The sequence below is a fragment of the Bacillus sp. AY18-3 genome, assembly GCF_008042305.1.
Taxonomy (GTDB): domain Bacteria; phylum Bacillota; class Bacilli; order Bacillales; family Bacillaceae_G; genus Bacillus_A; species Bacillus_A wiedmannii.
Genome location: NZ_QKQR01000006.1, coordinates 1 through 14,849 on the forward strand (window position 1 = coordinate 1; position 14,849 = coordinate 14,849).

Annotated in this window: 8 protein-coding genes and 22 tRNA genes; 28 read left to right on the forward strand and 2 right to left on the reverse strand. The window is 38.3% G+C overall.

From position 1 onward, the window contains the following. Window positions 1-21: 21 nt before the first annotated feature. The 25 genes from DM800_RS05130 to DM800_RS05250 all read left to right on the forward strand — a co-directional run bounded on the left by DM800_RS05130 (window position 22) and on the right by DM800_RS05250 (window position 5,232). A tRNA-Val gene (locus DM800_RS05130) sits at window positions 22-97 on the forward strand. Window positions 98-101: 4 nt separating this feature from the next. Beyond that, a tRNA-Thr gene (locus DM800_RS05135) sits at window positions 102-177 on the forward strand. A 10-nt stretch (window positions 178-187) separates the two neighbouring features. After that, window positions 188-263, forward strand: a tRNA-His gene (locus DM800_RS05140). Window positions 264-286: 23 nt separating this feature from the next. Continuing rightward, a tRNA-Leu gene (locus tag DM800_RS05145) sits at window positions 287-367 on the forward strand. A 29-nt stretch (window positions 368-396) separates the two neighbouring features. Continuing rightward, window positions 397-471: transfer RNA gene (locus DM800_RS05150), tRNA-Gly, on the forward strand. Window positions 472-487: 16 nt separating this feature from the next. Further along, window positions 488-576 (forward strand) — tRNA-Leu (locus DM800_RS05155). Window positions 577-579: 3 nt separating this feature from the next. Then, a tRNA-Arg gene (locus DM800_RS05160) sits at window positions 580-653 on the forward strand. Window positions 654-663: 10 nt separating this feature from the next. Next, window positions 664-737: transfer RNA gene (locus DM800_RS05165), tRNA-Pro, on the forward strand. 14 nt (window positions 738-751) lie between these two features. Next, a tRNA-Ala gene (locus tag DM800_RS05170) sits at window positions 752-824 on the forward strand. 20 nt (window positions 825-844) lie between these two features. Further along, window positions 845-921 (forward strand) — tRNA-Met (locus DM800_RS05175). Window positions 922-925: 4 nt separating this feature from the next. Continuing rightward, window positions 926-1,002 (forward strand) — tRNA-Ile (locus tag DM800_RS05180). A gap of 17 nt (window positions 1,003-1,019) precedes the next feature. After that, window positions 1,020-1,112: transfer RNA gene (locus DM800_RS05185), tRNA-Ser, on the forward strand. 27 nt (window positions 1,113-1,139) lie between these two features. Continuing rightward, a tRNA-Met gene (locus DM800_RS05190) sits at window positions 1,140-1,216 on the forward strand. Between the two features lie 3 nt (window positions 1,217-1,219). Further along, window positions 1,220-1,295: transfer RNA gene (locus DM800_RS05195), tRNA-Asp, on the forward strand. A 14-nt stretch (window positions 1,296-1,309) separates the two neighbouring features. Continuing rightward, window positions 1,310-1,385 (forward strand) — tRNA-Phe (locus DM800_RS05200). Window positions 1,386-1,399: 14 nt separating this feature from the next. Next, window positions 1,400-1,475, forward strand: a tRNA-Thr gene (locus tag DM800_RS05205). 10 nt (window positions 1,476-1,485) lie between these two features. Further along, window positions 1,486-1,561: transfer RNA gene (locus DM800_RS05210), tRNA-Lys, on the forward strand. Between the two features lie 13 nt (window positions 1,562-1,574). After that, window positions 1,575-1,645: transfer RNA gene (locus DM800_RS05215), tRNA-Gly, on the forward strand. A gap of 10 nt (window positions 1,646-1,655) precedes the next feature. After that, a tRNA-Ile gene (locus DM800_RS05220) sits at window positions 1,656-1,732 on the forward strand. Window positions 1,733-1,739: 7 nt separating this feature from the next. Next, window positions 1,740-1,814: transfer RNA gene (locus DM800_RS05225), tRNA-Asn, on the forward strand. A gap of 6 nt (window positions 1,815-1,820) precedes the next feature. Continuing rightward, window positions 1,821-1,911: transfer RNA gene (locus DM800_RS05230), tRNA-Ser, on the forward strand. A gap of 5 nt (window positions 1,912-1,916) precedes the next feature. Further along, window positions 1,917-1,988: transfer RNA gene (locus DM800_RS05235), tRNA-Glu, on the forward strand. 210 nt (window positions 1,989-2,198) lie between these two features. Continuing rightward, the gene (locus DM800_RS05240; RefSeq protein ID WP_087984940.1) at window positions 2,199-2,729 is read left to right on the forward strand and encodes a sigma-70 family RNA polymerase sigma factor; all 531 of its coding nucleotides are present in this window, start codon (window positions 2,199-2,201) and stop codon (window positions 2,727-2,729) included. Continuing rightward, window positions 2,722-3,750 carry a DUF4179 domain-containing protein gene (locus DM800_RS05245; RefSeq protein WP_147786533.1) on the forward strand — a complete coding sequence of 343 codons (1,029 nt, stop codon included), beginning with the start codon at window positions 2,722-2,724 and terminating at the stop codon, window positions 3,748-3,750. Before DM800_RS05240 ends, DM800_RS05245 begins: the two co-directional genes overlap by 8 nt. 537 nt (window positions 3,751-4,287) lie before the next feature. Then, window positions 4,288-5,232, forward strand: a complete 945-nt coding sequence (locus DM800_RS05250; protein ID WP_060632710.1) for an L-lactate dehydrogenase — start codon at window positions 4,288-4,290, stop codon at window positions 5,230-5,232. A 173-nt stretch (window positions 5,233-5,405) separates the two neighbouring features. Here DM800_RS05250 and DM800_RS05260 read toward each other — a convergent pair whose 3' ends face one another. Both DM800_RS05260 and DM800_RS05265 read right to left on the reverse strand, forming a co-directional pair. After that, window positions 5,406-9,629 (reverse strand): S8 family serine peptidase, encoded by a 4,224-nt coding sequence (locus DM800_RS05260; RefSeq protein ID WP_147786534.1) that lies wholly within the window; start codon window positions 9,627-9,629, stop codon window positions 5,406-5,408. Window positions 9,630-9,661: 32 nt separating this feature from the next. Continuing rightward, entirely contained in the window at window positions 9,662-10,267 is a 606-nt protein-coding gene (locus DM800_RS05265) for a CalY family protein (RefSeq protein WP_061679984.1), read from the reverse strand. 471 nt (window positions 10,268-10,738) lie between these two features. Between DM800_RS05265 and glgB the strand changes: the two genes are divergently transcribed. The 3 genes from glgB to glgD are packed head-to-tail and all read left to right on the forward strand — an operon-like array spanning window position 10,739 to window position 14,807. Continuing rightward, window positions 10,739-12,676, forward strand: a complete 1,938-nt coding sequence (gene glgB, locus DM800_RS05270; protein WP_060486611.1) for a 1,4-alpha-glucan branching protein GlgB — start codon at window positions 10,739-10,741, stop codon at window positions 12,674-12,676. Beyond that, entirely contained in the window at window positions 12,624-13,754 is a 1,131-nt protein-coding gene (glgC, locus tag DM800_RS05275) for a glucose-1-phosphate adenylyltransferase (protein ID WP_147786535.1), read from the forward strand. The genes glgB and glgC overlap by 53 nt, the downstream gene beginning before the upstream one ends. 18 nt (window positions 13,755-13,772) lie before the next feature. Then, window positions 13,773-14,807: a glucose-1-phosphate adenylyltransferase subunit GlgD gene (gene glgD / locus DM800_RS05280; RefSeq protein ID WP_000504142.1), complete on the forward strand. Its 1,035-nt coding sequence runs from the start codon at window positions 13,773-13,775 to the stop codon at window positions 14,805-14,807. Window positions 14,808-14,849 lie beyond the last annotated feature (42 nt).

A 14,849-nucleotide genomic window follows, 5' to 3' on the forward strand; every position in this document is an offset into this window, starting at 1 on the left:
GTAGGACGTTGCCAGGCAATTGGAGGATTAGCTCAGCTGGGAGAGCACCTGCCTTACAAGCAGGGGGTCGGCGGTTCGATCCCGTCATCCTCCACCATTTAGCCGACTTAGCTCAATTGGTAGAGCAACTGACTTGTAATCAGTAGGTTGGGGGTTCAAGTCCTCTAGTCGGCACCAGAAAATCATGGCGGTTGTGGCGAAGTGGTTAACGCACCGGATTGTGGCTCCGGCATTCGTGGGTTCGATTCCCATCAGTCGCCCCATTTTTTCTTTGAATAATTAATATGCGGGTGTGGCGGAATTGGCAGACGCACTAGACTTAGGATCTAGCGCCTTTGGCGTGGGGGTTCGACTCCCTTCACCCGCACTTTTAATAAAATAACTCAAACATGTCTTGCGGAAGTAGTTCAGTGGTAGAATACAACCTTGCCAAGGTTGGGGTCGCGGGTTCGAATCCCGTCTTCCGCTCCAATTTTCAATATGACATGCCGGGGTGGCGGAACAGGCAGACGCACAGGACTTAAAATCCTGCGGTGGGTGACCACCGTGCGGGTTCGACCCCCGCCCTCGGCACCATATGCGCCCGTAGCTCAATTGGATAGAGCGTTTGACTACGGATCAAGAGGTTAGGGGTTCGACTCCTCTCGGGCGCGCTTTTATTAACGGGAAGTGGCTCAGCTTGGTAGAGCACCTGGTTTGGGACCAGGGGGTCGCAGGTTCAAATCCTGTCTTCCCGATTTTCCAAAAACACGGGGCCTTAGCTCAGCTGGGAGAGCGCCTGCCTTGCACGCAGGAGGTCAGCGGTTCGATCCCGCTAGGCTCCACTTATTTTAATATATTTTATGGCGGTGTAGCTCAGCTGGCTAGAGCGTACGGTTCATACCCGTGAGGTCGGGGGTTCGATCCCCTCCGCCGCTACCATAAAGGACCTTTAGCTCAGCTGGTTAGAGCAGACGGCTCATAACCGTCCGGTCGTAGGTTCGAGTCCTACAAGGTCCACCACTAAAGCTTTATATCTCGGAGGTATACCCAAGTTCGGCTGAAGGGATCGGTCTTGAAAACCGACAGGCGGCGAGAGTCGCGCGGGGGTTCGAATCCCTCTACCTCCTCCATTTTTTCTAAATTAAATATTTTATCATCGCGGGGTGGAGCAGCACGGTAGCTCGTCGGGCTCATAACCCGAAGGTCGCAGGTTCAAATCCTGTCCCCGCAACCAAATGGTCCCGTGGTGTAGTGGTTAACATGCCTGCCTGTCACGCAGGAGATCGCCGGTTCGACCCCGGTCGGGACCGCCATTTTTTTACATAAAGGCTCGGTAGCTCAGTCGGTAGAGCAGAGGACTGAAAATCCTCGTGTCGGCGGTTCGATTCCGTCCCGAGCCACCATTTTGAAGTCGCAAGCCGACTTAGCTCAACTGGTAGAGCAACTGACTTGTAATCAGTAGGTTGGGGGTTCAAGTCCTCTAGTCGGCACCACTTTCAAAATGAGCCATTAGCTCAGTTGGTAGAGCATCTGACTTTTAATCAGAGGGTCGAAGGTTCGAATCCTTCATGGCTCACCATTTACAATTTAATGCGGGTGTAGTTTAGTGGTAAAACAAGAGCCTTCCAAGCTCTGGTCGAGAGTTCGATTCTCTTCACCCGCTTTTCAATTATGGGCCTATAGCTCAGCTGGTTAGAGCGCACGCCTGATAAGCGTGAGGTCGATGGTTCGAGTCCATTTAGGCCCACCATAATTATTCCGCAGTAGCTCAGTGGTAGAGCTATCGGCTGTTAACCGATCGGTCGTAGGTTCGAGTCCTACCTGCGGAGCCATATTATAGAGAAGTACCCAAGTGGCTCAAGGGGCTCCCCTGCTAAGGGAGTAGATCGCGAACGCGGTGCGAGGGTTCGAATCCCTTCTTCTCTGCCAGAATTGGCCCGTTGGTCAAGTGGTTAAGACACCGCCCTTTCACGGCGGTAACACGGGTTCGAATCCCGTACGGGTCATACTAAAAGAGATAGCATAATCTGCTATCTCTTTTTTGTTGTGTAAAAGCGGACTTTGGATAGTCTGCTTTTTTTATGGGTTTTTTGTGTCTTTAATGCTTGATAGTAATTATTGCAATAAGTTGTAGGAGATTTATATATATGCATTTATTTTTGCAACCTTTTTATTCTCTCATTCGACTATATTAGTAAAGGGAGGAAGAAATAAAAATGGACATAGCCTATCTAGTAAACCAAGCAACAAGAGGAAATGATCAAGCATTTGAACAACTTATTACTTTTGTTCGCCCAAAGCTATATCGAACAGCCTATTCTTATGTAAGAAATGAACAAGATGCACTGGATATATACCAAGAAACAATTTATGAAGCATATCTTTCATTGAGAAAATTAAAAAAGCCGGAGAAATTTCAAAGTTGGATTACTAAAATTCTTGTTTTTAAATCCATTGATTTTGTAAGAAAGTCCTCTAGACAATTTGTTGCGAATGATGAAATGTTATCTAATTTATGTACAGAAGAGAGCATGAATAAATTAGAGCAATCGCTGGATTTAACCGAGGCATTTAATTTCTTAGACCCTACTTACAAAACCATTATTTTATTAAGGTATTATCACGATTTATCTATTAAGGAAATTGCTGAGGTTCTTAATTCTCCAGAAGGAACGGTAAAATCTCAATTACATCGAGCAAAGCAAGCCTTACGCCCCATTTTAAAGGAGGGATATAGTTATGAATAAAGAAGAAATTAATCACCATATCAATGATATTCCTATACCAGAAGATCGGTTAATTCAAAGAGAAAAAACAGCCATGCTTCAAGCTAAGAAAAATCAGTACCGTAGAAAAAAAACAATTAAGTATTCTAGTCTTATTGCTTGTGGAATATGTGTTTCTCTCTTAGGTTTTGGATTCATTTCTCCTATTATGGCAAAGACATTATCGGGTGTTCCAGTTATAGGCTCCATTTATGAACAATTTAATGATATTGCTTCTGATAAAATTGAAAAGGATGAGCTTGCCACATCAATTGAGAGACGAGATAGTCATAGTGGTTTAACGATGAATGTGAAAGAAGCTGTTTACGATGGTGGACGTTTAGTGGTCACGGTGGAATACAAAGGAGAGAATCCTATTTCCAAAAGTAATGAAGAGAAAGCTGGATTTAGTTATATAACCATTAATGGGAAAGAAGTCAGAGCTGCAATTGGTTCTACTTCACAGAAGTCAAAAGGACAAAACACCATTATTGAGCAGCATGAATTTACTCTGGCTAATTACGGTGAATTTGGTGATAAAATTGATATTTCCGTCCATGGGAAAGATTTATTTGAACAAACAGGAATATGGAACGTAGCATTTCCTCTTACAAAAGTTGAAGGTGAGATTCATAAATTCACTCCTAATATAAAAACATTAACGAAAGATAATTTATATGCATTAACAGTAAATCAAGTAACCTTTTCTTCACTTTCAACGAGGATTGATTTGACCTTTGATTATCCAAAAGAAATGGAAGCTAATGATAGCTGGCCAGCACTTGATTATACCGTAACTGATGATAAAGGAAAAATCTACGAAGGAGTCAGCTTGCAAGTTGGTAGCACGGGACTATACGGACACCATATTGTTTTAGCTCTTCCACCAATGGATAATCCTCCAAAATCCTTAACAATTGAACCTACGTATCTTAGTGGTCTAAATGATACATTAAAAAATGGAGGTGCTGAAGATTTAAAAACGACTGTGTTGCTACAATAATTAAAGAGCTTTGCTAGGTTCACATGTTTATTGACTGTTAATAAATGACGGTATGTTAATTTGACGTGTATGGAAAAAACATCGCTGTCCAGCTAAGATAAATTTGTATCCATATAATCAAAAGACGCTATTCTTTTTGTAGAAATATACAGAAAGGATGGCGTTTGTTATGCTGTTATCATTGTCGGTTTTTGTCGGTAAGTCGATATATTGCAAAAATCGCTGATATATTTGGAGTTACGGTCCATATATTTAAAAAATCGCTGATATAATTTCACTTACCGACAAAAACATAAGAAAATCCCTTTCACAATCTAAAGAAAACGTCTCCATTGAGATGGATTCCACACCTATTCCATCAACTTTACACTCTATGTGAAAAAGTTCACAAATAGGTCATAATTTGTGAAGTAATTCACAATAATACGTGCTACAATATGAATGTAAAGAAGTTAAACAACATTAAATTAGTATTTTAATTAATTACTTAAACAATCATAAAAAAATATATGTGAACAATAGAGAGGGGAAATTACCATGAAAAAAGGTATCAATCGTGTAGTATTAGTAGGAACAGGAGCTGTAGGTTGTAGTTACGCTTACTCAATGATCAACCAAGGTGTAGCTGAAGAATTCGTATTAGTAGATGTTAATGAAGCAAAAGCAGAAGGGGAAGCAATGGACTTAAGCCATGCGGTACCATTCTCTCCATCACCAACAAAAGTTTGGAGCGGTAGCTATGCAGATTGTAAAGATGCAGATCTAGTTGTTATCACTGCTGGATTACCACAAAAGCCAGGTGAAACTCGTTTAGACTTAGTTGAGAAAAATACAAAGATCTTTAAACAAATCGTTCGCGGCATTATGGATAGCGGGTTCGATGGAATCTTCTTAATCGCAACTAACCCAGTTGATATTTTAACTTACGTAACTTGGAAAGAATCTGGTTTACCAAAAGAGCGCGTAATCGGTTCTGGTACTACTTTAGACTCTGCTCGTTTCCGTTACATGTTAGGTGACTACTTAGATGTAGATCCACGTAACGTTCATGCTTACATCGTTGGTGAACACGGTGACACTGAACTTCCAGTATGGAGCCACGCTACTATCGGTGTACAAAAACTAGAAACAATCTTAGCTAACAACGAACAGTACAAACAAGAAGACTTAGATAAAATCTTCGAAAATGTACGCGATGCAGCTTACCATATCATCGAGCGTAAAGGTGCAACTTACTACGGAATCGGTATGTCACTACTTCGTGTAACTAAAGCAATCTTAAGCAACGAGAACAGCGTATTAACTGTATCTGCATACCTTGAAGGACAATATGGTGAGAAAGATGCTTTCGTAGGTGTTCCAGCTGTTATTAACCGCGAAGGTGTACGTGAAATCGTAGAACTTGAGCTAAATGAAGAAGAAAAAGCGAAATTCGCTCATTCTGTAAAAGTATTAAAAGAAACAATGGCACCAGTACTATAATAATTGCTAAATAATTCAGAGGCGGGAAACTGCTTCCTACCTCTGAGTTTTTATATAATTTAATATAAATTCCTTTTCCGGTTTCCCTTGTATATCCCCAATATACCCCTTTTGCTGGATAAGGGTCGTTTATAGAAAAGAGCACTCTACTTTATATAGAGTGCTCTTTATTATTATTTTTTAGGTGTTAATCCTAATTTCTTTAAAATATCTGCCAGTGTACCGCTTTTTGATTTTTCAACAGGTATTTGTGATTTAGATGCATCTGGTCCTTTTTTCAAGAAGTTCTTTTCAACGAAACGAATATCTTTTTCGTCGACAATGCCATCTTTGTTAAGGTCGCCGTCTTTCACAGATAGTCCTTTTTTACCATAGTTGCTAGCGATAATTTCAGCATCTTTCATATCAATTACTTTATCAGCATTTACATCGCCAGCAAGGTTTTCGTCAGGTCGTGCATAATAATATTGACCAAGTAGTTTACCATCTTTTTCAGTACCTAGTTTTGTAGTTAGTCGGCTTGTTAAATGTCCTGGAACCTCCACGTATAAGTTATAATCACGTTTATTAACAGGAAGTCCATTCAATTTGAAGTAACCGTATTTATCAAGTGAGCCTTCAAACTTATGACGGTAAGAATCTGTTGCATATACTTTTACACCAAGCTTTGTATAATCGAATTTCTCATCTAAATATCCACGTTCATTTAAGAATGCACCAGGTTTAATATTTCCTTCTACTTTTGAGTTTAAAGACATAACTGAGAATGTTTGATCTTGAAGCACACGCATTCTGCTTGGCTCTGATTCACCTTGTTTCCAGTAAACGAACACCGGTAAATCTAATTGAGCATTTGCTTCATAAAACTCATCATTTTCTACCTTGAAAGTTACATCAATGAACGGGAAGTCACCATCTAATCCGGCGAAGTTTTTATCATCGATAGCTCCGCCTACTGTAACAGAACCTTCTTCTAGTTTCGGCTCATTTACTTTTGCGGTTACCCCTTTTTCAGAAAGGAGTTTTTCAAAAGCAGGATTCAATTTCGCATTTGCAAATTTGAAGTTCTTCTCTAGGAATTTTACGTTAAATTCTCCAGATACAAATTGTTTCACATGTTTGGCGTTTAGTGTCACAGTGAATTCATCATCTTTATATAATTCTTTTTTATCATAACTAGCTTTTGCATATTGTGCACCTTGCGGAATAAACCAATAGTTATTTACACCGCTTGGATAGTCAGGACCTGCAGTTGCATAATCGAAAATATATACGCCTGTGTTCATTGGACCTTCAGTTTTAAAGGAATCAGGTGTAATACCAACTTTAAAGTCACCATTTTCAGTAATAGGTAAAAACTTGTGCAAGTAGGGAGAATAGTCATAGTACATAACGCCGTTCGCTTCTTGCGTAATGTTTAATCCTTTTCCTCTTAAGTAGTCAACGTTAGAATCATATACATTTCCTTTAATCCATAGTGCTTTTTTACCGTCTTCTACTGTATAGTTTTCTTCATTTAATTCATAAATACCAGGCTGTAATCCAGTTAATTTCACTTCTGGCGGTGTATTATCAATTACGACATAATCACCTTTCACACGTGCTTTCCCGGCTTTATCGTAGCCAACAAATTCAATTGTGTAATCTCCTTCTGGTAAGTCGATTTTTTCATCACCAATTGGTTTTGCAGGATCATTTGTAAAAGGATACACTCTGCCGTTAAAGAATGAATCTAAATAGTAATACACATCTGTTTTTAAGCCACTCGTGTTTAATGTTCCGATGAAGCCAAGTGCTTTATTTGTTTTGGAATCTTTCACGATAAGATCTAACGTTTCAAGTTCGCTATTTAATTGGAACGCCCCGTGAACATATGATTCGCGGTATGGATTGAATGTAGATGTATCAGTTGAGATTGTTTTTCTTGATAATAGTGCATTTTCAATACCAGGCTCTGACACACGAATAGAGAACGGAATTTGATACGTTTCTTCTTTATTTTTTGTATTTGTAATATGAATATATCCTTCATATCGGCCTTGCTTTGCACCAGCTGGAATATTAATTTTTGCTTCAATTTCATCTGATTTACCAGCATCAGTCGTAATTGTTTCAGAAGTAGAAATTTTTACACCGTTTGCGGTAGCGTCGTTAATGGCAGAAGAAGCTGGTGTATAAGAAATGTCTGTTTTAAATTCTTTCTTCTCTTGTTTATTGCGGTTTTCAATTTTAATTTTTCGTTTTTGTTCAATTGATTCCCCGTCTTTTTGATAGTATTTACCGAATGCAATGGATCCAGTTTCTTCTGGTACTTCAATCACTTCATCATTGACAATTGTTTTTGTCGTATCTAATACTTTAAAACTTGTTTCCGTGTGAACAGAGTTATAAGCATCTACTCGTCCAGCTCCAACTTCATATACGGAATACTTTTCTTTTAAATCATCAGCTGTGTTCATAAGAGATGCCTTTACATCGAATGGAGAGTATTCTGGGTGTTCTTGCAAAATAAGAGCAGCAACGCCAGCGATATGAGGAGATGCCATGGATGTTCCTTGCATACGTTCATAGGAAACATCGTAGTTTTCACCTTCTTGCGGGTCGTTAATATATTCAGGTACTGTTGAAAGTACCGCAACACCAGGCGCTGTAATATCAGGTTTAATATCATCATTTGATGTAACAGGGCCGCGTGAGCTAAAGTCTGCAAGATGATCGCCTTTTGTTTGAATGTAATTGATTTCATCGAAAGTTAAGGATGTTTTGCCTTGTTCAATTTGAGCTTTTAGTTTTTCGCCATCTTCTTTCGTTAGGCGGAATGCTGGAATGTATTTTGTACTTTCGCCAATGTAGTAAGGAATTTCTCCATCCACATTGTTATAAATAATAACTGCTTTTGCACCAGCTTGTTTCGCATTTGCGATTTTTTCATCAAACGAGATTGTACCACGTGCAACGAGAGCAATTTTTCCTTTTACATCCTTTTTACTAAACTCGTCAGGAGTACCGATCCCTACAGATTCAATAGGGAGAGATTGTCCTTTGAAATCTTCTATTTTATCAGTGAAGTTTTTGCCGAATAAAATTAGGTTAGGGAATTGTAATTGCCCAGCATGACCGGATAGTTTCGGTAATGAAATAGAGCTATCACTTGCTCCAACTGTAATAGCAAATGGAGAAGCGCCTGGTGACCCAAGTGTCGCTGGATTTGGGCCAGAGTTCCCGGCAGCAACGACTGTAACAACGCCCGAAAGCATTGCGTTATTGACAGCGATAGACGTTGGATCAAGCGGATTGTTGCTATCGTCACCTAACGATAAGTTAATGACGTTCATACCGTCAGAAATAGATTTATCGATTGCAGCAATAATACCAGAACTATCGCCGCTTCCGTAAGGACCTAGTACACGATAGTTATACAGTTCAATGTCAGGTGCAACACCTTTTACTGCGGAATCTGATTTATTTTTCTTTTGAGCAGAAACGATACCTGCTACGTGAGTACCATGCGCAGTATAGAAGGAAGAACCACGATCATCAAATTCAGGAGCGCCAGATTGTTGCCACTCTGTATAAGTTGTTTCCATCGGATCTGCATCGTTATTAATAAAGTCCCAACCTTTTACGGAGTTTGGGTCTACCTTACTAGAATCCTCACCCGATTTTGCGCGATAGCCTTTATACACGTCTTTTAAGTCAGGGTGATTGTAATCAATACCTGTATCTAGTACACCAACTTTAATTCCTTTTCCGGTAATGCCCTCGCTATGTAACTTATCTACCCCAATTTGGGGAATGCTATCTGTTAGTTTTTGAGGTGCTTTCTGCTCTGCTTGTTTTGGTAAATTTAATTTCACTTCGTAATCTTTCCAAATACGTTTTACAACGCCAATGCGTAACAATTCTTCAACTGTATTTGCAGGTAACGTTAGCGCAACACCATTTATAGCGTGCTTATAAGAACGTTTAATTTGTACAGACTGGAAATTCCCTGATTTTACTGATGGGCTGAATTGATAAAGGCGTTTTAATCCTTTTTGGAATTCCTCATGTTCTTGATCAATACGTGCCTTTATATTTTCAGGAGCAGCTTGTAATCCTTTTTCTTTTTGTTTTAATTCATTAATCTTTACTGGAGCAGTTTGAAATTCTACAATGATATTTACTGGTTCAGAACTACTCGTATTAATATCTGGCGAAATAGTAAAACCAGGATTGGCATCTAACGTTTGTAATGCTTGGCGCTGTTCTTTAGAAAGTTTTGATAGTAAAGACTGGGCGTTTGAAGAGTCAATTTGGTTAATAGGGTTTTCAGCAAGTACATTGAACGGAAGGGCAGTTGAAAATAGAACGCCAGCCGTCACAATTCCGGTAACAAAACGATTTTTCTTTTTCATATATAGGCCTCCGATAATTTATATTTTAAAAATTATTTCTCCACGCCTGGTGTTTGTTCTGCATGGAATGTCCAGTTTAGCTGCAGGGAATCACCCTGGAATTTATTTTGATCTTGGTCGTTGTCTTCAAAGGAGAAGAGAACGTGTAAATAATCTGTTTCACCAGATTTAATACCATCTATTAAGTTATGACGTTCTAGAGAAGTAGCTACATCCTCCGGTTTCATAGTTTTTAATTCTGATAATTTTGTTTCCCACAAAATTTCATGATCATCGTTTGGATTAGATGGCTTTCCATCATTCACTAAAAATTTGACGATGATGTGATCGCCTAAATCTTCACCATCATTATTTTGCTTTGCATCTGTAACTTCATAGGATGTTTCAAGTGCTACTTTTGCAATATCTAATGTTCCTTTATTTTCAAGCTTGAAGTTTCTTTCAATCAAATCACCTGGTTTTAAATCTTTCACATTAACAATTACACTTGGGTTAATAGAAAGATCTAGTGTACCAGCTTGAAATGAGTTACTAGATGTTTCAGAATCACTGAAATAGGCGAATACACCGCCGAATGTAAGGGATAAGCCAAGTGAAGCTGTGACAACTCCCATTCCAACCTTTTGTTTTAATGACATAAGAAAGCCTCCTAATTTAATTTTTTATCAAACTTTTTCCTGAAGCATGGACAGAGTAAACATAGTGTTTCAGTATGAATTATATTTGCGAGAGTTCGTAGTTCTTTATTGAGAACAAGTATATGCTTATGAATTTTCCATTTCAATAAAATTGTGACAAAAAATGTTGAGAAACATTTTTTTATGACAGATTATTTTGTTGTGATTTTAAGTGATAAATAGCAAGTAAAATAGAATCAATCTAATGAAATAAAGGTTGAGAAATAAATAATAGGATGAAAGACTAGTAGGAAATGAAGCGTTTGCAATGGATATTCGTCAAAATTCGATATTTTACACAGTAAATTTGAATATTTTAAGCGAAATTAAAGAAAAAAACGAATATTTTTTAAAAAATAACAAGGATATTTCAGTTTTTCGCAGAAATGATAAAGAGTAAAAAATTTCTGTCATCTTAGTGAGGTGAACATATTGGATGTAATAAATTGTGAAGAAGTGAAACGAGATGAGTTTCATACAGAAAAGTACTATGACAGTTATAACATCTTTGGAGCACATATTGTGACGGAAGATGGGATGCGAGGTGTACGATTCACAGTATGGGCTCCTCATGCGAAAGCAATGAGTGTTGTTGGAGATTTTAATGAATGGGATTATGAGCAACATAAGATGCTACAAGTGACAGAAGAGGGGATTTGGTCCTTGTTTGTACCGCATATTGAAGAGAATGAGATATATAAGTATGCGATTGAAACGATGGATGGTGACGTTATTTTAAAAGCAGATCCTTACGCAGTATATGCAGAAGTAAGACCAAATACGGCATCTGTAGTTTTTGATATAGAGGGATATGAATGGAATGATAAAAACTGGATTCGTAAGAGAAAGAAAAAATCGATTTATAAAGAAGCGATGACAGTTTATGAATTACATTTCGGTTCTTGGAAAAAGAAAGAAGATGGCGCTCTGTATTCTTATAGAGAAATGGCCGAGGAGCTCATTCCGTATGTGGTGGAACATCAATTTACACATATTGAAATTATGCCGCTTGTTGAGCATCCATATGATCGTTCTTGGGGATATCAAGGGACGGGATATTATGCAGCGACAAGTAGATTCGGCACGCCACATGATTTGATGTATTTTGTCGATGAATGTCATAAATATGGAATCGGTGTCATTTTAGATTGGGTGCCGGGGCATTTTTGTAAAGATGCTCACGGTTTATATTTGTTTGATGGGACACCGACTTATGAATATAAAGATATAGATGTACAAGAAAACCTAGTATGGGGAACTGTTAATTTTGATTTAGGGAAGAGGGAAGTACGTAATTTTTTAATTTCAAATGCGTTATTTTGGATGAAGTATTTCCACATTGACGGTTTCAGGGTGGATGCAGTTGCGAATATGCTGTACTGGAATAAAGAAGGACAAGAGCAAAGTAATGAGCACGCTGTTTCATTTTTACGAGAGTTAAATGAAGCGGTGTTTGCAGAAGATGAAGATTTTCTTATGACAGCAGAAGATTCAACAGCTTGGCCACTTGTAACAGCTCCAACGTATGAAGGTGGGCTTGGGTTCAATTACAAATGGAATATGGGCTGGATGAATGATGTGCTGAAATATATGGAGTGTGCGCCTGAGTACAGGAAGTATATTCATGAGAAAATGACGTTCTCTTTAATATATGCTTACTCTGAAAATTTCATATTACCGCTTTCTCATGATGAAGTCGTTCATGGGAAGAAGTCGTTATTAAATAAAATGCCAGGAGATTACTGGGATAAGTTTGCTCAACTTCGTTTATTATATGGATATTTCTTTACTCATCCAGGGAAGAAATTGCTCTTTATGGGTGGAGAATTCGGGCAGTTTGATGAGTGGAAAGACCTTGAAGATTTAGATTGGAATTTACATGATTTTGAAATGCATCGTTATATGCATGATTACTTTAAAGAGCTCATAGCATTGTATAAGCGCTCCAAACCACTTTGGCAGCTTGATCATTCACCTGAAGGATTTCAGTGGATAGATGCTAATAATCATGAGCAAAGTATTTTCTCGTTTATCCGCCAAGGGGATAAACAAGAAGATGCGTTAGTTGTCGTATGTAATTTTACGAAAGCTACATATGAAAACTATAAAGTAGGTTTGCCAGATTTCGAGTATTATAACGAGATTTTAAACAGTGACGCTGAGCAATATGGCGGATCGGGGCAAGTGAATAAGAAACGTCTCAAGACGATTCAAGAACCGTATCATAATCAAGCGGCACATGTAGAAATTACAATTCCACCATTTGGCGTATCCATATTACGACCAGTGAAGACGAGAAAGGGGAGCAAAAAACAAGATGGCTCAAAAGCAAAAGTGCGTAGCAATGTTACTAGCAGGGGGAAAAGGTAGTCGATTAAGTGCATTAACAAAAAATTTAGCCAAGCCAGCTGTTCCATTTGGTGGTAAATATCGCATTATTGACTTTACGCTAAGTAACTGTGCGAATTCTGGTATTGAAACGGTTGGGATTTTGACGCAATATCAACCACTCGAACTTCATAATTATATCGGAATCGGCAATGCTTGGGATTTAGACCGAGTAAGCGGTGGAGTCACAGTGTTACCTCCTTATGCGGAGTCTTCAGGTGTGAAGTGGTACACAGGTACAGCAAGTGCCATTTATCAAAACTTAAACTATTTAAGTCAGTATGAACCAGAGTATGTTCTGATTTTATCAGGCGATCATATTTATAAAATGGATTACAGTAAAATGCTAGATTACCATATTGAGAAAGAAGCGGACGTTTCGATTTCTGTTATTGAAGTGCCGTGGGATGAAGCGAGTCGCTTCGGTATTATGAATACGAACGAAGAGATGGAGATTGTTGAATTTGAAGAGAAACCGCAATTTCCAAGAAGTAATCTTGCATCAATGGGAATTTATATTTTTAACTGGGCAATTTTGAAAGAGTATTTAGAGATGGATGCAAGAAATCCTCAATCTAGTAATGATTTCGGAAAAGATGTACTTCCGCTTTTATTAGATGAAGGGAAAAAGCTGATGGCGTATCCGTTTGAAGGATATTGGAAAGATGTTGGAACGGTGAAAAGCTTATGGGAAGCGAATATGGATTTACTTCGCGATGAAACATCGCTGAATTTAAACGATCGTAATTGGCGTATTTATTCTGTGAATCCAAATGAGCCACCTCAATATATTGCAGAAAAGGCAAAAGTAGAAGAATCACTTATTAACGAAGGGTGCGTCATTGAAGGGGACGTGAAGCATTCTGTATTATTCCAAGGGGTGACGGTGGAAGAAGGTAGTATGGTTATTGATTCTGTCGTTATGCCAGGAGCGAAGATTGGTAAAAATGTTGTGATTGAAAGAGCGATTGTTGGATCGGAAATGGTTATTGAAGATGGAACAATTATTCGTCCAGAAAAAAATGTCGACGATGTAGTACTCATTGCTGAAGGGAAATAGAAAAGGGGGATGAAATGAATGGGAGAAAAAATGTTAGGAATTATTAATGCAACGGGAAGTTTTCCTTCCTTAAAGAAAGTAACAGGGCATCGTTCATTAGCGGCGTTACCATTTGGGGGCCGTTATCGACTCATTGATTTCATGCTTTCAAATATGGTGAATTCTAATATTCATAGTGTAGCGGTTTTTACAAGTCATAAAAACCGTTCACTAATGGACCATGTTGGTTCAGGAAAACAGTGGGATTTAGATAGAAAAAGAGACGGACTGTTTTTATTCCCGCCAAATTGCCAATGTGACCAAGATGAATTTGGGTCTTTTGCACATTTTAGAAGACATATTGATTATTTTTTAAGAGCTAGAGAAGAATACGTTGTTATTACGAATAGCCATCTCGTAACAGCATTAAATTTTCAAGCGGTGTTAGAGCGACATATACATACGGCAGCTGATATTACTGAAGTTTGCCATGAAGGGGTTTCGCTTCAAACATACGTGTTAAAGAAACAATTATTGTTAGATTTATTTGAGACATATAAAGATGTGGAGCAATACAGTTTATTTGATGTAGTCAGAGAAAAGCGCGGAAAATCACTGCATATTGCTACGTATGAGCATACAGGATATGTAGCTATTATTGATTCAATTGAAAGTTACTATAAACATAGCTTAGAAATTTTGCAACCTGCTATTTGGAAGCAATTATTTAAGAAAGAAGCACCGATCTTTACGAAAGTAAAAGATGAACCACCAACTCGTTACCTGAAGGGTGCAGCCGTGAAAAATACAATGATTGCAAACGGCAGTATTATTGAAGGAGAAGTAGAAAATAGTGTTATCTCCCGTTCTGTTAAAATTGGAAAAGGCTCAATTGTTCGTAATAGCATTATTATGCAAAAGAGCAAAATTGGAGATAATTGTATAATAGACGGTGTTATTATTGATAAAGACGTGAAAATTGGTGACGGTGTTGTACTAAAAGGAAATGCTGATGAGCCATATGTTGTAGAAAAAGGAAGCATTCAAAACAGTACGATTAATAGTTATTCTTAAAAGAATCAGTGGGGGTTTTTCCTCCACTGATTAAAGCATTCA